This is a genomic window from Sphingobacteriales bacterium (genome assembly GCA_016699615.1).
Lineage (GTDB): Bacteria > Bacteroidota > Bacteroidia > Chitinophagales > JADIYW01 > JADJSS01.
Window position 1 is genome coordinate 235,573 of sequence record CP064984.1, and the last position, 24,499, is coordinate 260,071.

Consider the following 24,499-nt stretch of genomic DNA (forward strand, 5'->3'; position numbering starts at 1 on the left):
TTTATAAAAAAAAAGAGAATTTAGACTACAAAATATTTAAAGATGGATTTATTTAAAGTGTATCCTTTGTTTGACATTGAGTTAGAAAAAGCAAATGGTGTATTTGTATTTGATAAAAATGGCGAAAAATATCTGGACTTTTATGGTGGACATGCAGTAATTTCTATTGGTCATGCGCATCCACATTATACAAAACAAATAAAAGAACAAGTAGAAAAAATATCCTTTTATTCTAATTCTGTACATCTAAATATACAAGAAACATTAGCAAAAAAACTAGGTAAGATATCTGGTTGTGAAAACTATAATTTATTTTTAATTAACAGTGGTGCTGAAGCAAATGAGAATGCATTAAAGTTAGCATCATTTTATAATAAAAGAAAAAAGGTAATTGCTTTTCATGGTGCTTTTCATGGTAGAACTGCTGCTGCTGTTGCTGTGACTGATAATCCAAAAATAAAACCACCTATCAATTTTGATGACCATGTAATATTTTTGCCTTTCAACGACATAGATGCTTTAAAAAATACATTTGAAAAAGAAGGCAATGATATCTGCGCAGTAATTGTAGAAAGCATACAAGGATTGAATGGCATCTACGAAGCAACAGAAGATTTTTTGAAAACAATACAAACACTTTGTAATCAATTTGATGCCATATTTATTGCTGATGAAATACAATGTGGCTATGGCAGAACTGGTAAATTTTTTGCGCATCAGTTTGCTGATGTACAGCCAGATATTATTACTATCGCAAAAGGAATGGGCAATGGTTTCCCTGTTGGTGGTGTATTAATTTCTGAGAAGATAAAAGCAACTTATGGTATGCTTGGCACTACTTTTGGTGGTTCGCCTTTGGCTTGTGCTGCTTGTTTGGCTGTGTTGGACGTTATAGAACAAGAACAATTAATGCTACATGCTGAACAAATGGGCAAATACATATTAGAACAATTAAAACAATTCTCATCTATTAAAGCAATAAGAGGCAAAGGTTTGATCTTAGGTTTGGAGTTTGAAAATCCGATTAAAGCATTAAGAGAAAAATTACTCTACACACATAAGATATTTACTGGAAATTCAAACAATGCTAATACTTTGCGTTTGTTGCCTAGTCTTACCATACAACAACAAGAAATAGATATTTTTATTAATGCTTTGAAGGAAGAAATTAGTTAAGTAGTAATAAATCTAATATGGTACAAATTGCAAATAGTATGCTTGCAATACCATTTGTAGTAAAGAATGCTAAATCTACTTTTTGTAAGCCAAATCTGATAATTAAACTATGTTGATAGATTAGCAATATCGCAAAAATGCAGATGCCTGTCCAATACATAAAATGAAATTGCCCTAAAATTCCTGCATATACCAAACAAGTCATGCTGAAAAAGTGTAGAGTTCTTGAAATCCACTTTGCTCTATCTTGACCAAAGTAAGATGGAATAGAGTATAAATTATTTTCTCTATCAAATTGTTCATCTTGAAGTGCGTAAATAATATCGAAGCCTGATACCCAAAATAATACTGCAAACGAAAACATTAATGGTAATACATTAAATTTTCCTGTAACTGCAAGGTACGCTCCTATTGGTGCTAATGCTAAACCTATACCTAATACGATATGGCACAAAAAAGTAAATCTTTTGGTGAGTGAATAGCCTAAAACAACAGCCAATGCCACAAATGACAAATAAAAGCATAGTTTATTAATAAAATAAGTTGCAATTATAAATATAAGACAATTAATAATTATAAACCACAATGCATTTTTTGGCGTGATGATGCCTGCAGGAATTTCTCTAATGGCTGTCCTTGGGTTTTTTTCATCATATTTTCTATCTATGTATCTATTGAATGCCATTGCTGCATTGCGTGCCGTAAGCATACAAACTAATATCAATAACAATTTAATTGCCCAATATGTTATCGAAAAATTACTGTTACCATGTGTAGTATGGAATGCTAAGAAAAAGCCAATCAAAGCAAATGGTAATGCAAATATTGTATGTGAGAATTTGAATAAAGAAAGGTAATTTTTCATATCTAGTTAAACAATAAAATTGAAATTTGGTTTATTACTTAACCTTTACTGAAAACTTAACTTGGTTTGAAGATGGGTTTGTATTTGCTAATACTGAAATTGTTTTTGTATGATTTCCATGTTTTCCTTCAGAATTAAATGTAAAGCTCAATGTATCTGACATGCCTGGTGCTAATGGTTCTTTTTTGTACTCAGGAACTGTACAACCACAGCTACCTATTGCTGAAAAAATTATTAATGGATATTTCCCAGTATTTGTATAAATAATATTGTGTTTAATTTTTTCACCTTCTTTTATTGTACCTAAATCATATAATTCTTTTTCAAATTTTAATACCGTTGGAAATTGCATCAAACTATCTGGATTGCCTAATCTTGCTGTATCATATACTGGTCTATTACTTCGCAATATCTTTCTTATAGAATCCAATTTTGCCTTAGCTTCTTCTGGAGTCATTTTCTTTTCTTTCTTTGAAGAAGAATTACAAGCAGAAAGCACTACAATAATGCTCATAATAATAATGATAATATGTTTTTTCATTCTAAAATTTTAAGATGATTGCGAAAATACTTTTTTTATCTGATAATTTATAACATCATATCTCATTAAAAATAATTATCGATTATTTCTTTAACTGTGCTATAAAATCCTGAGCATTATAGGTATTAATGCAATTATTTTTCATCAACAGTCCTTTTCTTGCAGCCATTACACCATGTCTAATATCATGAATTCCATGCAAATTATGTGCATCTGGATTGATGGCAATTTTTACATTTTTCTCTTGACAATATGGTATCCACGAATAATCAATATCTAAACGATGTGGATTTGCATTAAGTTCTACACAAACATTGTTTGCAGCACAGGCATCAATAACTTTTTTGTAATTGAGTGGATAAGCTTTCCTTGAAAGTAACAATCTACCTGAAAGATGCCCAAGTATATTTGTGTAAGGATTTTCAATAGCTTTGATGATTCGTGCAGTCGCAGTTTCTTCATTCATTTTTAACTGCGCATGTACTGATGCAATTACCAAATCAAATGACTTTAAGATATCTGCATCGTAATCTAAATTTCCATTGTATAAAATATCAGCTTCTATACTTTTAAAAATTTTAAAATTTGGATATTTCAGATTTAGCGCATCAATTTCCTGATGTTGTTTTATAATATCTTCTTCTTTTAATCCACCTGCGTAAAATGCGCTCTTGCTATGATCAGAAATTGCCAAATATTCAAAATTTTGTTGCATACAATAATTTACCATTTGCTCAATAGTATTACTACCATCAGAATATTTGGTGTGTGTATGTACTATACCTTTTATATCTTTTAGCGTAATAATATCTTTTAATATATCATTTTCTGATAATTGAATAGTATTCTCTACATTGCGAAATTCTGGTTCTATGTATGGTAATTTTGCATCACTATAAATTGTTTCTTCTGAAGTATAAGTTTTATTGGCTGGCAGTCTTTTCTCTATCTCACTAATATGTTCTTCGTTGGAAGAAAGTCTAAACTGTTGGTTATAAAAATCATCATTTGTACAAAAATGAAAAGTGACTGGATAGTTCTTAAAATCTTGAATTAACTTTTCTTGAACAGCACTGTCGTTACTTGCTATTAAAATATCAATATTGTCTAATATAATTTCTTTAGTTCTAAACGCACCTACTACACTCATCATAATATTTGGAAATTGTTGTTCAATTTCTTGTTGAATTTCTATAACTAATGGTTCTGCACTTGCCCACAAGAAACTACTTGCATTTTTCTGCATAAACTCAATTTGCTCAATAATATTTGCTTGAGTTTTCTCTCCAAAACCTTTGATTGTTGTAAGTCTATTTTCGTAGCATGCATATAATAATTCTCCAATAGATTCAATCTGCAATTCATCCCAAAGTAATTTTATTTTTTTTGGTCCAATGCCTTTTATTTGTAAAATTTCGACAATACCAATTGGTGTGATAGCCAAATATTTTTCAAGCAAATCGAATTTATCTTCGTGTAGTAACACATAAATTTTTTGAGCTATAGCTTTGCCAATTCCTTGAATTTGTTCAATTTCTGAAGTTGATAGTTCAGTAAGATTTATATCTAAATTTTTGAGTGTGCGTGCTGCGAAATAGTAACTTTTAGTTTTAAAATCATTTTCGCCATGCAGTTCCATTAGTTCAGCCAATAGCTTAAATTGCTGTGATAATTGAGCATTTGTCATACGAACAAAGGTAGTTAAAATTGTTTTTTGTTAGTTAGAAAATAAAAAAGGCGACTTGCGCCACCTTAGTTGTATTAGCTCAAATATTGTTATTGTTTTTAATGGTATTCGTGAAACATATGAAATAAAAATGCCTCCTGATAATGGACAAGAGGCGAACCAATGCTTTCACAACGGAATAATCCTTATTGTGAATTGATTTTAAATTGTAGAATACAAAGTTACAAAACAGTTATGATATAAAAAAATATTTCTCTATTTTTATTGGAAAATTAAAAACTATGAATAAAACAATTTTAGGCTTAGACTTAGGTACCAAGAATCTAATAAAAAAAGATGGACAAGATTTCTCTTATCCATCTTCCAATTTAAAAATCAATTCACAACTAATTCTACACATATTATTAAACAATAATATACTTTGAATTATGTACATAATGCTACAAGTCATTGGGTTGAGCTTGCAAGGTAGTTTGAACCTACTCAATAATAATTCGTCAATCATTATACATTATATCGAATCGTCATTTGCAAATGTAATAAATAATATTTAATATTGTGTAGAATTAGAGTTTTACAAAATAATGATTTAACAATAAATACACATTAAAAGCTATGAAAACAATTTTAGGACTAGACTTGGGAACCAATAGCATAGGTTGGGCTTTGGTGAATGAAGACGATAAAGCTAACGAAAAATCAAGTATTATAAAACTTGGTGTAAGAGTAATACATTATGGCGAAAATATGGTAAAGACGGATTCTGGTGCAGCTTCTATGAAACCAGAAGAAGATTTTTGTTCTGGAAAAGGAATTTCACCTAATGCAGGAAGAACCAATAAAAGAAGTGCAAGAAGAAATTTACAAAGATTTAAATTGAGACGAAAAGAGCTTATTAGCATACTCAACAAAAATAAAATAATTAGTGACGATAATTTATTAATTGAAGATGGAAAAAACACCACTTATGAAACACTTAAATTAAGAGCAAAGTCAGCTGTAGAAAAAATTGAATTAAATGAATTTGCTCGAGTACTCTTAATGATTAATAAAAAAAGAGGTTATAAAAGTAGCAGAAAAGCAAAAAGTACAGATGAAGGAAGTTTAATTGATGGTATGGCTATTGCTAAAAAACTTTATGACGAAAATTTAACTGTTGGTCAATTTGTTTATCAATTATTAAGTAGTGGGAAAAAATATATACCAACATTCTACAACTCAGATTTAATAAATGAATTCAATCATATTTGGGAATTTCAAACTCAATTTTATATTGATTTATTTACTAAAGAACTTTTTGAAAAGTTAAAAGGAAAAAACAGTGGACAAACTTGGAAAACATTACAAGAGAATTGGAATTTAGTTGGTATTCAGCAAAAAGGTAATGCAACTGAAAAGAAAATAGAAAAGTATAAATGGAGAACTGAAGCTTTAAAAGAAAAATTTGACTTAGAAACTATTGCTATTGTATTGCAAGAAATCAATAAAGAAATTAGCTCAAGTAGTGGCTATTTAGGTAATATTAGTGATAGAAGTAAAGAATTATATTTTAATAAGCAAACAGTTGGACAATATTTATATAATAGTATTTGTAAAAACAAGCATCATTCATTGAAAAATAAAGTTTTTTACAGACAAGATTACTTAGATGAATTTGAACAGATTTGGGAAACACAAGCAAAATATCATTCAATACTTAGCAATCAATTAAAAGAAGAACTAAGAGATATTATAATTTTTTATCAACGAAAATTAAAATCACAAAAAGGATTAATAAGTTTATGTGAGTTTGAGCATAAAGAAATTATAGTCAAAAATAATGGAAATGAAAAGAAAAAAATTATTGGTTCTAAAGTAATACCAAAGTCCTCTCCTATTTTTCAAGAATTTAAAATTTGGCAAATACTAAACAATGTAGTTATAAAACACAAAACAGAAAAAACAAAACATGTATTAAGTGAAGAAGACAAAGAAACTATTTTTAAAGAATTAAATATACGAGGAAATTTAAGTCAATCAGAGGTATTAAAACTCATCAATATTAATTCAAAAGATTGGGAAACAAACTACAAAAAAGGTTTTGAAGGCAATAATATCAATCAATCATTTTATAATGTTTTTCAAATAATTGCAGAAAATGAAGGCTATGGTTTTGATTGGAATAAAAAGTCAGCAGATGAAATTAATGAAGAACTAAAAGCAATTTTGCCAACATTAGGTATTAATCCAGATATTTTATTTTTTGATAGTGATAAAGGTATCAATCAACCAAGTTATCAGTTATGGCACTTATTATACTCAGCTCAAGATGATGATAAAATTTCAGAAGCAGATAAATTAATTTATGGCGATACTGATGTAGCACTCAAAAAAAATCTTCACACCAAATTTGGAATTCCAATTGAATACACAAATCTATTTTGTGCCATCAATTTTTCTGATGATTATGGCAATTTATCATATAAAGCTATTAATAAAATTTTACCTAAATTAAAAGATGGATATGAATTTTCTAAAGCTTGTGAATTAGTTGGATATAATCATTCTAATTCAAAAACTAAAGAAGATATTTCTAACAAGAAAATAGAAACATCTATTCAACTATTAAAAAAGAACGAACTTAGAAATCCAGTTGTAGAAAAGATATTAAATCAAATGATCAATTTGGTAAATGAGGTAATAGAAAATTACGGCAATCCAAATGAAATTAGAATTGAATTAGCAAGAGAACTAAAAAGTTCTGCAAAAGAAAGAGAAAATTATACAGCATATATCAATGAAGCCAATATCAAACACCAAGAAATTATAAAAATATTACGAAGTAACCCATTTAATATAAAAAATCCTACAAGAAATGATATTATACGATATAAATTATATGAAGAATTAGCAACTAACGGATACAAGGATTTATATACTAATACTAAAATCAATGCAGAAGATTTATTTTCAAAGAAAATAGATATAGAACACATCATTCCAAAAGCAAAACTATTTGATGACTCATTTTCTAATAAAACTTTAGCATTCAGACAAAACAATTTAGACAAAAAAGACCAAACAGCTATTGATTATATCAGTAGAGTTTTGCCAGATAATTTAGAAAAATATAAGGATACTTTAAAAATGCTCTTAGATAAAAAAGTTATTTCTAAGCCCAAATACAACAAGCTATTAATGACAGAAGCAGAAATTCCATCTGATTTTATCAATAGAGATTTAAGAGATACACAATACATTGCAAAAAAAGCAAAAAATTTATTATATACAGTAACCAAAACTGTAGTAAGTACTACAGGAAGTATTACAGATAAATTAAGAGAAGATTGGGATTTAGTCAATGTAATGAAAGAAATTAATTTACCAAAATATAAAGCAATAGGTCTTACAAATATTATTGAAACCAAAGACAATCAACAAAAAGAAGTAATCACAGATTGGACAAAAAGAAACGATCACAGACATCATGCTATGGATGCATTAACAGTTGCATTTACAACACATAATCATATACAATATATAAATAACCTAAATGCATCTAATGAAGAAAGTAAACCATTATTTGCTATTAGAAACAAAATAACAAAAAGATTAATAGATAGTAATGGCAATAGCAAAAGACTGTTTATTCCACCAATGGAAAATTTTAGAACAATAGCCAAAGAACACATAGAAAACATATTAATTTCTTTTAAAGTAAAAAATAAAGTTGTTACTAGAAATATCAACAAATCAAAAAAGAATGGAAAAAATAATTTTAACAAATTTACTCAATTAACACCACGAGGACAATTACACAAAGAAACCGTTTATGCATTAAGCAAAAAAATAGTAATAAAAGAAGAAAAAATAAATGCGAGTTTCGATATTGATAAAATAAATTTAGTGTGTAATAAATTATATAAATCATTATTATTGAAAAGATTAGAAGAAAATAATAACGATGCAAAAAAAGCATTTACAGGTAAAAACGCACTCAGTAAAAATCCAATTTATCTCGATGATAAAAAAAAAAAAATAGTTCCAGAAATTGTAAAACTAAAATATTTAGAAGACAATTATACCATTAGAAAAGACATTAATAAAGATCTAAAAATAGAAAAAGTAGTAGATGAAAAAATAAGAAAAATACTTCAAAAAAGATTAGACGAATTTAGTGGAAAAGCAGATAAAGCATTTGCAGATTTAGAAAATAATCCAATATGGTTAAATAAAGAAAAAAATATTTCAATAAAAAAAGTAACCATCACAGGTATTGCTAATGGATTAGCATTGCATCATAAAAAAGACCACAAAGGTAATTTAATACTTGATGAGAACAATAAGAAAATTCCAAATGATTTTATCAGTACAGGCAACAACCATCATGTAGCTATTTATAAAGATGCAGATGGTAATTTACAAGAATCTATTGTTTCCTTTTTTGAAGCAGTAGAAAGAGCCAATCAAAAATTACCAATTATAGATAAAACATATAATCAAGATTTAGGATGGCAGTTTTTATTTACAATGAAACAAAATGAGATGTTTGTTTTTCCATCTGAAGACTTCAATCCCAATGAAATTGATTTATTAGATGAAAAGAACAATAAAATTATTAGTAAAAATTTATATAGAGTTCAGAAAATTGCGACAAAAAATTATTTTTTTAGACATCATCTAGAAACAACAGTTAATGAAATTAAAGAATTAAAAGATAAAGCATACATTAATTTAAGAAGTACTAGTAATTTAAGTACAATAATTAAAGTAAGAATAAACCATCTTGGAAAAATTATACAAATTGGAGAATATTAGATTAAGAAAACACTTGACATAAATTATATTTTTATTTAATTTTAGTATAATATAATTAAAAAATATTATAAACTACAAACACAAACCATAAAACATTATTTATGATTTTCTATAACCAACATATACTTGGGTATTTCAACATGGAATTATCAAATAAGTTATTTATTCAAATAGAAAAGCATAGCTCAAAAATCTTGCATCATGATAAAGAAAACACTGTATTTTGGTCAGCAAAGCTATTTGTCTGTCAAGCAAAATCAACTACAAATAAAACAGGATGAATTTGAAAGATTTGTTCCTATTGAAGATATTGGCGTATTGGTGTTAGACAATTATCAAATAACTATCACACACAATGTAATACAAAAATTATTAGATAATAATTGTGCCATTATTAAATGTAATGACAAACACCATCCAACTGGTTTGGTGCTTAACTTAGATGGACACACGCAACAAACTGAAAAATTTAAGGCACAGATTAATGCATCAGAACCACTAAAAAAACAATTGTGGCAACAAACCATTAAAGCGAAAATATATAACCAAACAAAAGTGCTTGATGCATGGGAAATAAACGCAACATATATCAGAAATATAATACCAAATGTATTGAGTGGCGATAGCAATAATCATGAAGCACAAGCTGCAAAATACTATTGGAGTGTGCTATTTCAAGAAGAAGACTCATTTTTTTACAGAGAACGTTTTGGTGAGTATCCAAATAATTTTCTAAATTATGGCTATGCCATTCTACGAGCAACTGTAGCAAGAGGACTGGTTGCATCTGGATTATTGCCTACTCTTGGCATATTCCATAGAAATAAATATAATGCCTATTGTCTTGCAGACGATATTATGGAACCATACAGACCATATGTAGATCATATTGTAAAAGAAATAATAACTGATATACCTGAAGAACAAGAGCTCACAAATGTTATAAAAAAAAGACTACTAGAAATACCAGCAATAGACATTGAGATAGATGGTAAGAAAAGTCCACTAATGGTTGGACTACAACGTACCACAGCATCATTAGCATCGTGTTTTGAAGGAAAAACAAAAAAAATAATATATCCAGAATTTAAATAGAAAATCTTCCTATATAAATATACTAAATTATCAAACTAAACTATGCATTTCAGTGCTTATCAAATTATGTGGGTTCTAGTATTTTTTGATTTACCAACAGAAACTAAACAAGACAGAAAACGTTACACAAAGTTTAGAGACAATCTATTGAATGATGGATTTGGTATGTTTCAGTTTTCAATTTATCTAAGGCACTGCAATAGTAGAGAAAATGCCGATGTACATATAAAAAGAATTAAGAAATTTCTTCCACCAAACGGACATGTAGGAATTTTATGTATTACAGATAAACAATTTGGGCAAATGGAATTGTTTTTTGGGAAAAAAGAAACAGAACTTCCAAATGTTCCACAGCAGCTAGAATTATTTTAGAAAATAAAAAATGGACATAAAACCATATAAACTACAGCAAAATGTCCATTTTTCAATTGCATCAACAGATTAAAACATCAATAAATATTAGTATCCTAGCCAAATGCGTTGATACAAATATAAAGAACTACAATTTTAAATCAATTCACAACACTACAAATGTTCATACGAAGCACTAAAACGTTGATACAAATATAAAGAACTACAATTTTAAATCAATTCACAACGCTTTTGAAGTCTTTATAGCTTTAAAATTAGTTGATACAAATATAAAGAACTACAATTTTAAATCAATTCACAACGGTAGCTAAATACTCCGCTATAGGCTGGTAGTTGATACAAATATAAAGAACTACAATTTTAAATCAATTCACAACCCATTAGTTTTGTTATATCAAAACTTTTAGGTTGATACAAATATAAAGAACTACAATTTTAAATCAATTCACAACTTAATTCCATTTATTAAAATACAAAACTTTGTTGATACAAATATAAAGAACTACAATTTTAAATCAATTCACAACAGTATAGCGTTCTAATTTAAGTGTTCTGCCGTTGATACAAATATAAAGAACTACAATTTTAAATCAATTCACAACGGTATTGCCGATGGTGGGGCATTAAACCACGTTGATACAAATATAAAGAACTACAATTTTAAATCAATTCACAACGGTGGAGGTAAAACCTATTCTGCAATACTCGTTGATACAAATATAAAGAACTACAATTTTAAATCAATTCACAACTTACAACACAATTTTTATCCCAAAGTTGTCGTTGATACAAATATAAAGAACTACAATTTTAAATCAATTCACAACACTTGCTTTATTAATGGCAAAAGAAAAATTGTTGATACAAATATAAAGAACTACAATTTTAAATCAATTCACAACAAATAAGAATGGATTAAAAAAGTAGTTAGTGTTGATACAAATATAAAGAACTACAATTTTAAATCAATTCACAACGGTTGGACATACAAGGATCAAGGGCAACTCGTTGATACAAATATAAAGAACTACAATTTTAAATCAATTCACAACTGCCAAAATTCGCTAACTTCTTCTTGATTAGTTGATACAAATATAAAGAACTACAATTTTAAATCAATTCACAACCGAAAAATCGGCATCTATATTATCCATTTTGTTGATACAAATATAAAGAACTACAATTTTAAATCAATTCACAACTATGTTAATTATCATACATTTGTATATCTAGTTGATACAAATATAAAGAACTACAATTTTAAATCAATTCACAACGACTTAGTAACTGATTTTATTACAGATGGGTTGATACAAATATAAAGAACTACAATTTTAAATCAATTCACAACTATGCAATCCTTGAAAAAAGGATTGAAATTGTTGATACAAATATAAAGAACTACAATTTTAAATCAATTCACAACGTATCTTTCCTTGCTCCGATATTTGAAGTTGTTGATACAAATATAAAGAACTACAATTTTAAATCAATTCACAACTGCTAACAATGTTTCCTTACTTTTAGGATTGTTGATACAAATATAAAGAACTACAATTTTAAATCAATTCACAACTTCTCGCCAATGTGGCGTTTTTTTGACAAAGTTGATACAAATATAAAGAACTACAATTTTAAATCAATTCACAACAGCTATTCAAAAGATTTATGTGTAGCAGGTGTTGATACAAATATAAAGAACTACAATTTTAAATCAATTCACAACTGCAATTTTTGTTGTTAATAATTTAACTTGGTTGATACAAATATAAAGAACTACAATTTTAAATCAATTCACAACTCATAAAATCTTAATTCTATGAGCGTTCCTGTTGATACAAATATAAAGAACTACAATTTTAAATCAATTCACAACTTGTATAGTTTTAATGATTTTTCTTCATCAGTTGATACAAATATAAAGAACTACAATTTTAAATCAATTCACAACTGTGTACATGGGTAGGCAAACTAAAAAGCAGTTGATACAAATATAAAGAACTACAATTTTAAATCAATTCACAACGGATTTAATTGTTAGTACATTATCCTCATCGTTGATACAAATATAAAGAACTACAATTTTAAATCAATTCACAACAGCCAAATGTTTTTCATCGACATCCAATCTGTTGATACAAATATAAAGAACTACAATTTTAAATCAATTCACAACTTCCAAATGGAATACTTTCCGCTTCGCCTAGTTGATACAAATATAAAGAACTACAATTTTAAATCAATTCACAACTGCAAATCTTGTGGTTCAACTGAAATTTCTGTTGATACAAATATAAAGAACTACAATTTTAAATCAATTCACAACAATGGCATCTATAAGAAGACTGGAACTATGGTTGATACAAATATAAAGAACTACAATTTTAAATCAATTCACAACTGTTGTTCCGGTTCTTCCAAACCATCTTCTGTTGATACAAATATAAAGAACTACAATTTTAAATCAATTCACAACTGCCAAAATTCGCTAACTTCTTCTTTATTAGTTGATACAAATATAAAGAACTACAATTTTAAATCAATTCACAACCTCCTTTACCTCCATCCTTACCAAGAGCAAGTTGATACAAATATAAAGAACTACAATTTTAAATCAATTCACAACATATAGATAGTAGTCAATTTTGTTACAAAGAGTTGATACAAATATAAAGAACTACAATTTTAAATCAATTCACAACAAAGAATAAAAAATAAATTATAAAAAAATGGTTGATACAAATATAAAGAACTACAATTTTAAATCAATTCACAACAGCTGGTATATTATTAATCTGCAAAATAGAGTTGATACAAATATAAAGAACTACAATTTTAAATCAATTCACAACGATTTTAAAGACGAGGGTAGAAGTATTTTTGTTGATACAAATATAAAGAACTACAATTTTAAATCAATTCACAACTATAAAATGGGCCATTCTTTAAGTCGCTTAGTTGATACAAATATAAAGAACTACAATTTTAAATCAATTCACAACCCAGATGGTCGCAAGGTTGCAGACAATTTGGTTGATACAAATATAAAGAACTACAATTTTAAATCAATTCACAACATAATTTGTGGATATGTCATAATGGTTGTTGTTGATACAAATATAAAGAACTACAATTTTAAATCAATTCACAACAGTAGTACCTTCTGCAGTAGATTCGACTTTGTTGATACAAATATAAAGAACTACAATTTTAAATCAATTCACAACAAGTTGACCATAACCAAAAATTGATGTTGTGTTGATACAAATATAAAGAACTACAATTTATGAAATATATTTATTTTTATTTTATTGTGTTCATCAGTCGCTGCGCTCGTGTTAAATCAATTTACAACACTTATCAAGACACCAAATAAAATATTACAGTCTAATATTACAACCACTTAAAAATTCTTTTAAATATTTTTTTGTCATACTCTTTTTCACCTCTTTGGATATTACTCTAATAGCTTCCGCTTTAGTCTTATATTTTTTGACTTTTTGCTTTTTGATTTTTAAACTTTCAAGCATCATATTCAAATTTACAAAAAAACAATGGATAATATTAATTTTTATTGTAATTTAGTAGTATGGTTTATGTGGCAATAGATACAGATTCAAAAGATGGCAAGGCATTGTTAGATTATTTGGCAAAATTATCAATTGTTGAAGTGTATAAAGAACCGAATGAAGTTACAAAAAAAGCAATGCAAGATGTAAAAAAGGTAACACTAAAGAAGTGGATAATGTTACCACATGGTTTAATCGCTTGGTTCAGTAATGTATAAAATTCTTACGACAAATCAGTTTGAAAAAGACGTAAAGAAATGTAAGAAAAGACATTTAGATATGTCCGTATTGTTGGATATTATAAAAAAATTACAGAATAATGGAGAACTAAAACAAAAGTATAAGCCACACAAATTATCTGGTAATTTTGCAGGATTTTGGGAGTGTCATATTAGACCAGATTGGTTGTTAATTTGGTCGCAAGATGATGAAAAATTATTAATAACATTAACACGTACAGGTACGCATTCAGATTTGTTTAAATAAAATAAAAAATTTAAAATACATATAATTTAAAAACATAATCGAACGTATAAGCTTTGCAGAACTAATACAAATATAGAGAACTACAATTTATTAAATATATTTATTTTTTATTTTTGTGTTGATCAGTCGCTGCGCTCGTGTTAAATCAATTTAAATCTCTCATCTCAATTCTCACATCTATTTATGATACAAATATAAAGAACTACAATTTATGAAATATATTTATTTTTATTTTATGTGTTCATCAGTCGCTGCACTCGTGTTAAATCAATTTAAGTCTCTCATCTCAATTCTCACATCTATTAGTTGATACAAATACAAAGAACTACAATTTATTAGAAATGCAAAAAATATTATATAACATAATAGATTTGATGAAGTAATGTATATTGTTTATTTTTAATAAACTCTATTTATGAAAAGTATAAAATCTACAGCATTAAGAAAACTACTATCAAACTTGCATACTGCAATAGACGAAATTAATATAAAAAATAAGTACAATATATCTTATGAACGTAGAACATTTATTAAGAACTCAACAAAAAGTTTAGTTGCTATTGGTGCGTCATGCTATATTCCTTCTCTACTAACATCGTGCAATAGCAACAATGAAAATATTTTAGATGTTGCCATTTTAGGTGGTGGTATTGCTGGTCTTAATTGCGCCAATCATCTTATTCCTACTAAGCTAAACTTTCAAGTATTTGAAGCTAGCAAAAGACTTGGCGGAAGAATTCTTACACACTATAATGATTCTACTGGACTTGCTATTTTTCCAGAATTTGGTGCTGATTTTACTGATTCTAATCATAATGATATTTTAGATTTAGTGGATGAATTTGGACTTGAATTAATCGACTTAGAAAAAGAAATAAAAGAAAATAATTTAATAAAAGATATATTTTATTTCGACAATAGAAAAATATACGAAGCAGAAGTTATTCAAGAGTTTAAAAAAATTGCTCCTAAGATTGCAAAAGATAAAATTGCATTAGGCGAAAATTATGATACAGATCGTGCCATTGAATTAGACAATACTTCACTGTATAAGTATTTACACTCAATGAAATGTGCAAACTGGCTTAAAGAATTATTAATTGCTGCATTTGTAGCAGAATTTGGGTTAGATGCTCAAGAACAATCTGCCCTAAATTTTATTGATTTAATAGAAACTGATACTGAATATGGTTTTAAAGTTTTTGGCGATAGTGATGAAAAGTTTAGAATAAAAGGTGGTAATTCAAAAATTATTGAAAACTTAGTTACTAAAATTGGCTCTGATTATATTAAAACAAATTATGAATTAACAGAAATCAATCAAAGAAGTAGTGGCTTGTATGATTTAAAATTTGCAAACGGTGAAAAAGTAACTGCAAAATATTTAGTATGTACTATACCATTTACAATTTTGAGAAAAATAAAACTAAATATCATTAATATGTCTAAAGAAAAACGCAAATGTATTGATGAATTGGGCTATGGTATCAACACAAAATTGATACTTGGTTTTGAAGGCAAACCATGGCGTGAGTATTCAAAAGCATATGGCTTTATGTTTCAAAAAGAGATTACAAATGCTTGGGATTCTAGCTACAACAAAGCACCTGAAAATCCTAATAATTTGTTGGTGTGTTTTTATGGTGGTTCATACTCATCATATCTCAATAGTGTTTCTTTTAAAAATAAAATGGCACCACCAACGCATGTATGGAAAACAGAATTACCAGAAAAATTATTGGAAATAACTTAAATAATATTGATAAAGTATTTGATGGCTCAAAAGCAAAATATTTAGGCAAACATGTTTTTGTAAATTGGATAGATTATCCTTATGCAAAAGGTAGTTATAGTTGTTATAAAGTTGGGCAATGGACAAGTATTTCTGGTTTAGAAATTGAACCAATTGGAAATATGTTTTTTGCTGGCGAACATTGTAGTGAAATGTTTCAAGGTTTTATGAATGGTGGTGCAGAAACTGGAAGAAGAGTTGCCGAAGAAATAAAGAAGCTATTTATTGATAAATAATTTATACCTTTTCTAATGCTTTTTTATAAATATTCAAGCATCTGTTTCTTGCAAATTCGTGTTGTACTATTGGCAATGGATAAGACATAGTTTCAAGTTCTGGTATCCATTTTTTTATATATATTAATTTAGAATCAAATTTTTCTGTTTGCAAAGTTGGATTAAATAACCTAAAATATGGTGATGCATCAACGCCAGTGCCTGCGCACCATTGCCAACTTCCATTGTTTGATGCCAACTCAAAATCTAATAATTTTTTTGCAAAATATGCCTCGCCCCAACGCCAATCTATTAATAAATGTTTGCATAGAAATGATGCAACTATCATTCTAACTCTGTTGTGCATATAACCTGTTGCGTTCAGTTCTCGCATGCCTGCATCTACAATTGGATAGCCAGTCATACCATTGCACCAAGCATCAAATTCTGCATGGTTGTTTCGCCATTCTATTTTGTCGTATTCTGGTTTAAAACTTTGTTCAATCACATTTGAAAAATGATATAAGATATGTATATAAAATTCTCTCCAAATTAATTCGTTTAAATATTTTTCTGCTTGTAACTCCAAACATCTGCTAACTAATTTTCGGATAGAAATAGTGCCAAATCTAAGATGCACACCCAACCTTGATGTACCTTGAATACTTGGAATATCTCTTGTTTCACTATAATTTGCAATTAATACATCTTCTACATTTAATGTTGGAAAATCTAAATTTTTATGTTCAAATCCAATTTCATTTAAAGAAAATAATTCTGATTGTTGGTTGGTTTGTAATAAGTTTTTCAGGTATTGCTCTGATGGAAAAGCTTGAATATATGTGTCATTCAATGTTGATTTCCATTTTTTTGAATATGGTGTGTACACCAAATATGGTGTGTTATTATCTTTTATAATTTCATTTTTTTCAAAAATCACATGGTCTTTGTAGCTGTAAGTTTCAATATTATTTTTAGTAAAAAATTCTTGTAGTTTTTCATCTCTTTTTATGGCATAAGGCTCATAATCATGATTGAAATAAACTGCATGTACATTATTTTCTTTTATAATTTTATGCCATACATCATATACATTTCCATAAAATATTTTAATATCTGAATTATAATTTGCTAATTGATTTTTTATATTTTTTAGTTGTTCATATATAAAAATAACTCTTGCATCTAATATTGCAGTACTTTTATCTTCCTTTAAATCATCTAATATTTCCTCATCAAAAATAAATATTGGAAGCACAGCATACTTTGACTGCAAAGCATGAAAAAGCGCTACATTGTCTTCTAGTCTTAAATCTCTTCTAAACCAAAAAATTGAAATGGGTTGCATACTACTTAAACCAAATCTTCGCCATAATGTTCAGCTACAGTTGCTTTAAATTCATTAAACACTTGTATTGAAATATCATTATCTAATATTTTATCTTCCAAATGTGTAGCTATTTGTATGCCTTTGATAGCATTTGTCAGAAAAATTTCATCAGCCATATAAACATCTTCAACAGTAATATTTTTTTCAATAATATTGAGTTGCTTTATTCTATTGAGTAATAATTTTCGTCCTGTTCCATCAACTGGTGCATCAGCTAATGTTGGTGTATATATCTTTTTATCTTTTACAATAAAAACATTATAAATGGTGGCATCTGCAAGAAAATTCTGAGTATTGAATACCAATGCTTCGTTCAAGTTATTTTCTGTAGCGAAAGCATATGCTCTACTATATATTTCTCTGTCTGTGTGTTTTAAGTTTGAAAACTCATCAATAATTTTCTTATCTTTTAGGAAAACACCAATTTTTATTGACTTTTCGTTTAGTGTAAATTTATTTTGTTCTAATGGTTTTATGGTAATATTCCATTTGAGTTCGCCAATTTCTGGCATATATTCATGCAATCTATTTTTTTGTACTTCTATTCTGAGTTTTATATTTTTTAAGCCTTTAGATAGACATTCATATTTTAGTAAACGCAATATTCTATCTTCCAATTGATAGATATTAATTGGTACATTTAATAGCTTTAAACCATTATTCAATCTTTCTATATGTAGATTTTTGAATACTAGTCTACCATTAACAACTTTGATAGTTTCTATAAGTCCAAGCGTGTTCACTTGTACAATATAACAAAAGAATTTTTAATTAAACGTTAAACAAGAATTTCTGATGGAAATTTGAATTTTAATCCATCAATTTCTTCAGATATTTTTATTTGGCACGATAATCTACAGTTTCCTGTATTGCATGGTAATGTATCTAAAATACACATTTCATCGTCATTTGCTTCGTATAGGCTAATAGCTTCTTTGTTTAGTACTTCTACTCTACATGTTGCACACAATGCCATTCCACCACAAATTGCTTCAATTGGATAGCCTTCGCCTTTTAAGACTTCCATTAGACTTAGTTCTACGCCCAATGGAATTTCCAAAGGTGTGAAACTAAAATCGTCTTGTTGTATATATACTGTAATATTTTCCATTAATTATTAATTAGAAAAATTAAAATGAATTAACACCATTAACTGTTGTGTATTTTAATGTTGGTTTTTTTCCATTAATGATTTCAGAAGCACTGTGGCACATTAATGCTGCTTCATGGAAACCACAAAGAATCAACTTTAACTTGTTTTCATATGTATTGATATCGCCAATTGCATAGATACCTTTTATGTTTGTACTATAGTCTTTTGTATCAACAATAATTGCATTTTTATCAATATTTAAACCCCAATTTGCAATTGGTCCAAGTTTTGGACTTAAGCCAAATAATGCTAAGAAATGGTCTGCTTCATAATCTGTTGCAGTACCATCGTTGTTGGTTATAGTTACCTTATTCAAATGATTATCGCCATGCAAATGAGTAACATTAGAATTAAGTACCATTTTTATTTTACCTTCTTCAGCTAATTGCTTGCACTTATCAACGCTATCTGGCGCACCTCTGAAAGTTTCGCCTCTATGTACCATAATCAATTCTGATGCCATTTCTGCCAAGAACATAGTCCAATCTAATGCACTATCTCCACCTCCAGCAATAACTATTTTTTATCTCTGAACTTTTCTGGGTCGAGTACCATATACTCACTCCTTTGTGTTCATAGTCATTGATATTGCTAATAGCTGGTTTTTCTTGGTTCGAATACGCCTAGTCCACCAGCAATTGCAATAATTTTCGCTTTAATTTTTGTACCCTTATGTGTAGTTAGTATAAATGTTTCGTCTTCTTGCTTATTAATTTCTTCGACACGTTCTCCAAGTGTAAATGTTGGGTCAAAAGGTTTAGCTTGCTCCATCAAGTTATCTACTAGTTCTTGTGCTAAAACAGTTGGAAAACCTGGAATATCATAAATTGGTTTTCTAGGATAAATTTCTGATAATTGTCCTCCTGGTTGAGGCAAATAATCTACTAAATGGCATCGCATTTTTAGTAGTCCTGCTTCAAATACAGTGAACAAACCTACTGGTCCTGCTCCAATTATACAAATATCCGTTTCAATCATTTTTTTCAAATTTAAGCTATCAAAAATAAATAATTGAACTTTAAAGGAATGTTATTAATTAGTTAGAGGAAGATTCTTGCTAATCTCAGCTTCTTTAGCTTCTTTTTTCTTTGCTTTCTTCTCTTTGTTATAAAAATCAATATTAGAAAGTAAGCTAATTTGTAAAGTATGGTTGCGTTCTATTTTCACACCATCTGGTTTATTTACAGTTTGTAATAAGTATCCTATTTCTAGTTTTCCTGCTTTTGGTATTTTATAACCAAGACCTACACCAAATCTATTTTGGTCAAAAATATTGTAAGCTACGTGTTTTCCAAAACTTACAAAAACCTCATCGTAGGCATATGCAAAAAATGATTTATCAACTATTGTTTTGCCTTTAAATGGTATGGATACCTTACCCATGTATCTAAATCTATTGGTATATACTGCATCTCCAATTGAATAAGAACCATCTGTATTTTGCACAGGAAGTTTTGAAAATCTTTGTTCTAATCTAAAACGATTGACAAATTCGAATCTATCAATTTGTGATTTTACTTGTACTTGTTCCCAAATTCTATGTTCTGGAAATTCTCGTTTTACAGGAAAATCTCCGTAAGGATATGTACCTGCATAAGCATAGCCTAAAGTAGCAAATGCATTCTTAAAATAATAATTTACACCAGTTCTAAAGAATAGTTGTTGAAATCTCATCACTGCATCATTCACTCTGAATTGAGCTTCTAAATGCACGCCCCATTTGTCAGCAACTTTGTGGTCGCCTGCATATGCATACCAAGTATTGAAATTATTTGTGTATTTATGTACTGATTGTGCTTGTATTTTAGTGCATACAATTACCATCAATATTATTAATATTCTTTTCATTTTTAGTAATTTAATTTAGGTAATATTTTATTTTTTTCTTGCTGCCAATTCATGTTCAGATAATGGTTTGTGTTCATCTAGGCCAACAATCTTAAATGTTCCACCATCTTCAATATAATCGTGTTGGAAATGATGAATATTTTCTAATACTGAATGGTCTACTAGCTTTGTTTTAGCAAAATTTAAAACAACATTCATTCCTTGTGGTATTGCTTCTAACTTGCTTTTTAATCCTAAATAATTAGAAAATACTGCTGCTTGTTCTACTTCAACTAAATAATCATTATCATTAAATGATACTGTAGCTGGAATTTTGAATAATGATTTGATTGATGCTCCATTGAATAAATGTATAATCATTTTTAATAAAATACCTGCTGCTATTCCTACTAATAAATCTTCAAATAGTGTAAAGAATATAGTTACTACAAATATTGCCAATTGTTCTTTACCTATTTTAAATATATGAAAAAACTCTTTTGGGTGTGCAAGTTTGATACCAACTGTAATTAACATCGCTGCTAATGCTGCGTTTGGAATTAATTCGATAAGTGGTGTAGCAAGCAATAAAAATACTAAAATAAAAAATCCATGAAAGAAATTTGCCCATCTAGTTTTTGCGCCATTATTTACATTTGCAGAGCTACGTGCTACTTCTGAAATCATTGGTAAGCCACCTAAAATTGCAGAAATTACATTTCCAATTCCGACCGCAATCAAGTCTTTATTTGGGTTTGATTTTCTTTTGTATGGATCCATCATATCAATAGCTTTTACAGTCAATAAAGATTCTAATGAACCAACTAAAGCAAACATTATCACAAATTTTATAAAAATACCAATATGACTAACGCCTGAAAAATCTACATTGGTTTTGATATTTTCAAATAAATTTCCAATATGTACTAATGCATATGGTGGTTCTGTATGTTGAAAATCCATAATTAATTCTGCTGGAATTGCTATTAATAAAACTACTAATGGTGCTGGTATTTTGCTAATAAATGGTACTTTATTATTTGCCCAACCCATCATTATCCATAAACTAATTACACCAACAAGCGCCGCTTTTGGGTCTAAATGTGTAATAAATAATGGTAGTGATGCTAAAAGCTCAAATGGAGATTTTCCTTTTGCTAATGCTGGATCTACATCTAATAAAACTGGAATTTGTTTGAGTATGATAATGATTCCGATTGCTGCCAACATACCATGCACAGCAGAAAGTGGAAAGAAATCTACTAATTTGCCTAATCTAAATACTCCAAACAAAATTTGAATGATACCTGCAACTACCATTGCACCTAATGCTAAGTGCCAACCTTGCTCACCGCCACCAAACTCTGCTACTGCACCAACAACGATAACGATTAAACCTGCTGCTGGTCCTTTGATGGTCAACTTTGAGCCTGCAAAGAATGATACTACAATTCCACCTATAATTGCTGTAACTAAACCCATTAATGGTGGAAAATCTGATGCTTTGGCAATACCTAAGCTAAGTGGCAATGCTAATAAGAAAACTATGAATCCTGATGTTGCATCAGAAGCGAAGTTTTGTTTTAAACCAGCAAATCCATCTGCTGGAATATTTTTTGTGTTATTTTCTTTCATATTATTTATTTTAATTGTTTGTTTATAATTATTAATTAACTATTTTGATTTGGTAATTCATGATATGCTTTGCAATGTATGCCTAAGAATAATCTTGCATAAATTCTGATTGCTGCAATGCCACCAATGATAAAACTTTGTGATACAAGTACTGCTAACACTACTTGATTTTCTTTGATATGACTAAAAATTAAATCTTCACCAATAAATGTAGTTGTGATTGGGAAACCTGATATGCCTATTGCTGCAAGAAAAAATATAAACGCAAGTTTTTTGTGTTCGTATATATGTCCTAAGTATTTTTTTAGATAAAAAATACTTTCTTGCTTTTGCAAAGTATATAGTGCTAAAATGCCAACTATTGCTGCAAACAATACGCCTGAAAGGTAAAGAACAATCTCAATAACATCTATATTTTGATTGAATAATATTGCAATAACTATCCATAAGTGATTAAAGATAACTAAGAACCAAGCTGCAAATGGGCTTTGTGTTTCTGCAAATGCTTTTATTGCTGAAAATACTGCAAAAGATGCAAAGACTATGGATAATATATGATTCGCTCCAGAATTAAATCCACTTAAATACAAACCAACAGCAATTGCATATAATAGTACATATCCTATAATGAATAATTTTGTACTGATAATTTTTGTACTACTACTAAGTTTTTTTAATGGTTTCCAGAATACAAAGCTCATAATAGATTCTAGCTTAAACTCATTTAAGCTTAATAAGAATATTGAGTTTTTTAATTTTTCTGTTAATGACTCCTCAAATACATGTTCCTTTTTTTCAAATGAATAGAATTGTTCTTTGATTAAATAACTAACTACTGATGGTGAAACTAATAACTGATAGGTGCGCAAAAATGCATTTCCTGCAATGTGTACTAATGCTAAAATGTGTAATCCTAATGCAATCTCAATAAATATGATTCCTATTTGTGCTATTGATGAGTATGCGACTTGTGCTTTAACTGATGATTGTACTCTTGCAATCAATGATGCTGAAACACTTGTTATTAATCCAATAAAAATAATTAATACTCTAACCATAACTTGATGTTCCCAAAATGGGTATGTACGCAACAACAAAAATGCACCTAAATGCACTGATAATGAACCATAGAAAATGGCACTTGATGGTGTTGGTCCTTCCATTGCTCTTGGCAACCAAGAAGAAAATGGAAATTGTGCTGATTTTACTAATGCTGCAAATAACAAAGCTAACGAAATACACAAACCAATAATAGTATGTGCTTGTAAGTGTTCGCTAACTAATAGATAATTACTTAGCTTGTAGAATGTAATGTTTTCGTGCCACAAATGATGGCTTGCCCACATAGCTAAAATAATACCTATATCTCCTATTCTGTACATTGAAAAAACTTTGAATGCATTGGTAACTGGCAAATAACGTTCTCTATAAAATGCTATTAATAAAAAAGATGATATACCTATAATTTCCCAACCAATGAATAGTGTTTCAAAGTTTCCTGATGCAATAACAATATTGAACCCTAAAAAGAAAAATAGTATAGTATTGAAAAATCTTTTGTACCCTTTTTCTTTGTGTAAGTAATATCTACTATATGTAGTAACAAGTAAAGTAAGTGTAGAACCTAAAAACAAAAATAGAAATGTAATTTTATCAAAAAAGAAATCGATAAAAAACACATAGCTATCTGAAGAAAAGATTGTTGTTTCATTGATGTTTACACTTTTGCCTACAACAAATAATACATATATGATTGATGCTAATAAAAATATACAATACAAACCTATGCTTAAGAAAGCTACTCTTGATATTAGTTCTTCTTTTTCTTTTGGAATGAACACACTTATAATAAAACTTATAAGTGGTAATAATATTAAAACTATTAAATAATTCTCCATA

Annotated in this window: 19 protein-coding genes, 1 pseudogene and 2 CRISPR repeat arrays; of the genes and pseudogenes, 9 read left to right on the forward strand and 11 right to left on the reverse strand. The window is 28.4% G+C overall.

Annotation, left to right across the window (positions count from 1 at the left end; all coding sequences use genetic code 11):
• The first annotated feature begins 42 nt into the window (after positions 1 to 42).
• Entirely contained in the window at positions 43 to 1,176 is a 1,134-nt protein-coding gene (locus IPK18_01215; GenBank protein ID QQR98187.1) for an aspartate aminotransferase family protein, read from the forward strand.
• Here the strand turns inward: IPK18_01215 and IPK18_01220 are convergent.
• The 3 genes from IPK18_01220 to IPK18_01230 form a co-directional block, all read right to left on the reverse strand.
• Complete coding sequence (locus IPK18_01220; GenBank protein QQR98188.1) at positions 1,169 to 2,041, reverse strand: UbiA family prenyltransferase; 873 nt, start codon at positions 2,039 to 2,041, stop codon at positions 1,169 to 1,171. The two genes, IPK18_01215 and IPK18_01220, sit on opposite strands and share 8 nt — an antisense overlap.
• 34 nt (positions 2,042 to 2,075) lie before the next feature.
• Complete coding sequence (locus IPK18_01225) at positions 2,076 to 2,582, reverse strand: DUF1573 domain-containing protein (protein QQR98189.1); 507 nt, start codon at positions 2,580 to 2,582, stop codon at positions 2,076 to 2,078.
• 82 nt (positions 2,583 to 2,664) lie between these two features.
• Positions 2,665 to 4,269, reverse strand: coding sequence for a DNA polymerase/3'-5' exonuclease PolX (locus IPK18_01230; protein ID QQR98190.1), 1,605 nt, complete (start codon positions 4,267 to 4,269; stop codon positions 2,665 to 2,667).
• Positions 4,270 to 4,550: 281 nt separating this feature from the next.
• Here IPK18_01230 and IPK18_01235 point away from each other — a divergent pair, with 281 nt between their 5' ends.
• From IPK18_01235 to cas2, 4 genes are all read left to right on the forward strand, one after another.
• Positions 4,551 to 4,694 (forward strand): hypothetical protein, encoded by a 144-nt coding sequence (locus tag IPK18_01235; protein ID QQR98191.1) that lies wholly within the window; start codon positions 4,551 to 4,553, stop codon positions 4,692 to 4,694.
• A 190-nt stretch (positions 4,695 to 4,884) separates the two neighbouring features.
• Complete coding sequence (gene cas9 / locus IPK18_01240) at positions 4,885 to 9,066, forward strand: type II CRISPR RNA-guided endonuclease Cas9 (protein QQR98192.1); 4,182 nt, start codon at positions 4,885 to 4,887, stop codon at positions 9,064 to 9,066.
• A gap of 201 nt (positions 9,067 to 9,267) precedes the next feature.
• Positions 9,268 to 10,161, forward strand: coding sequence for a type II CRISPR-associated endonuclease Cas1 (cas1, locus tag IPK18_01245; GenBank protein ID QQR98193.1), 894 nt, complete (start codon positions 9,268 to 9,270; stop codon positions 10,159 to 10,161).
• A 42-nt stretch (positions 10,162 to 10,203) separates the two neighbouring features.
• Positions 10,204 to 10,533, forward strand: a complete 330-nt coding sequence (gene cas2, locus IPK18_01250; protein ID QQR98194.1) for a CRISPR-associated endonuclease Cas2 — start codon at positions 10,204 to 10,206, stop codon at positions 10,531 to 10,533.
• Positions 10,534 to 11,015: 482 nt separating this feature from the next.
• Positions 11,016 to 11,884: direct repeats of the CRISPR family, unit length 45 nt; unit sequence GTTGATACAAATATAAAGAACTACAATTTTAAATCAATTCACAAC.
• Between the two features lie 105 nt (positions 11,885 to 11,989).
• A CRISPR array of direct repeats spans positions 11,990 to 13,760; the repeat unit is 45 nt; unit sequence GTTGATACAAATATAAAGAACTACAATTTTAAATCAATTCACAAC.
• A gap of 153 nt (positions 13,761 to 13,913) precedes the next feature.
• Here the strand turns inward: cas2 and IPK18_01255 are convergent.
• A complete protein-coding gene (locus tag IPK18_01255; protein ID QQR98195.1) occupies positions 13,914 to 14,066 on the reverse strand; it encodes a hypothetical protein in 153 nt (50 codons plus the stop codon).
• Between the two features lie 56 nt (positions 14,067 to 14,122).
• Here IPK18_01255 and IPK18_01260 point away from each other — a divergent pair, with 56 nt between their 5' ends.
• The 4 genes from IPK18_01260 (at position 14,123) to IPK18_01275 (ending at position 16,616) form a co-directional block, all read left to right on the forward strand.
• The gene (locus tag IPK18_01260) at positions 14,123 to 14,320 is read left to right on the forward strand and encodes a hypothetical protein (protein ID QQR98196.1); all 198 of its coding nucleotides are present in this window, start codon (positions 14,123 to 14,125) and stop codon (positions 14,318 to 14,320) included.
• Positions 14,313 to 14,588 (forward strand): type II toxin-antitoxin system YafQ family toxin, encoded by a 276-nt coding sequence (locus IPK18_01265; protein ID QQR98197.1) that lies wholly within the window; start codon positions 14,313 to 14,315, stop codon positions 14,586 to 14,588. The genes IPK18_01260 and IPK18_01265 overlap by 8 nt, the downstream gene beginning before the upstream one ends.
• Positions 14,589 to 15,003: 415 nt before the next feature.
• Positions 15,004 to 16,341, forward strand: a complete 1,338-nt coding sequence (locus IPK18_01270) for an FAD-dependent oxidoreductase (GenBank protein QQR98198.1) — start codon at positions 15,004 to 15,006, stop codon at positions 16,339 to 16,341.
• Positions 16,299 to 16,616, forward strand: coding sequence for an FAD-dependent oxidoreductase (locus tag IPK18_01275; GenBank protein QQR98199.1), 318 nt, complete (start codon positions 16,299 to 16,301; stop codon positions 16,614 to 16,616). The genes IPK18_01270 and IPK18_01275 overlap by 43 nt, the downstream gene beginning before the upstream one ends.
• 1 nt (position 16,617) lies before the next feature.
• On the opposite strand, the gene IPK18_01280 is transcribed toward IPK18_01275, so the two are convergent.
• The 7 genes and pseudogenes from IPK18_01280 to IPK18_01310 all read right to left on the reverse strand — a co-directional run bounded on the left by IPK18_01280 (position 16,618) and on the right by IPK18_01310 (position 24,498).
• Positions 16,618 to 17,943, reverse strand: a complete 1,326-nt coding sequence (locus IPK18_01280) for a deoxyribodipyrimidine photo-lyase (GenBank protein QQR98200.1) — start codon at positions 17,941 to 17,943, stop codon at positions 16,618 to 16,620.
• 5 nt (positions 17,944 to 17,948) lie between these two features.
• Positions 17,949 to 18,728, reverse strand: coding sequence for an aminotransferase class IV (locus IPK18_01285; protein QQR98201.1), 780 nt, complete (start codon positions 18,726 to 18,728; stop codon positions 17,949 to 17,951).
• Positions 18,729 to 18,763: 35 nt separating this feature from the next.
• Complete coding sequence (locus tag IPK18_01290; protein QQR98202.1) at positions 18,764 to 19,096, reverse strand: (2Fe-2S)-binding protein; 333 nt, start codon at positions 19,094 to 19,096, stop codon at positions 18,764 to 18,766.
• A 19-nt stretch (positions 19,097 to 19,115) separates the two neighbouring features.
• Positions 19,116 to 20,116, reverse strand: a pseudogene (locus tag IPK18_01295) (NAD(P)/FAD-dependent oxidoreductase).
• 54 nt (positions 20,117 to 20,170) lie between these two features.
• A complete protein-coding gene (locus IPK18_01300; GenBank protein QQR98203.1) occupies positions 20,171 to 20,986 on the reverse strand; it encodes a DUF2490 domain-containing protein in 816 nt (271 codons plus the stop codon).
• Positions 20,987 to 21,013: 27 nt separating this feature from the next.
• Positions 21,014 to 22,600, reverse strand: coding sequence for a SulP family inorganic anion transporter (locus IPK18_01305; protein QQR98204.1), 1,587 nt, complete (start codon positions 22,598 to 22,600; stop codon positions 21,014 to 21,016).
• Positions 22,601 to 22,635: 35 nt separating this feature from the next.
• The gene (locus IPK18_01310; GenBank protein ID QQR98205.1) at positions 22,636 to 24,498 is read right to left on the reverse strand and encodes a hypothetical protein; all 1,863 of its coding nucleotides are present in this window, start codon (positions 24,496 to 24,498) and stop codon (positions 22,636 to 22,638) included.
• Position 24,499 lies beyond the last annotated feature (1 nt).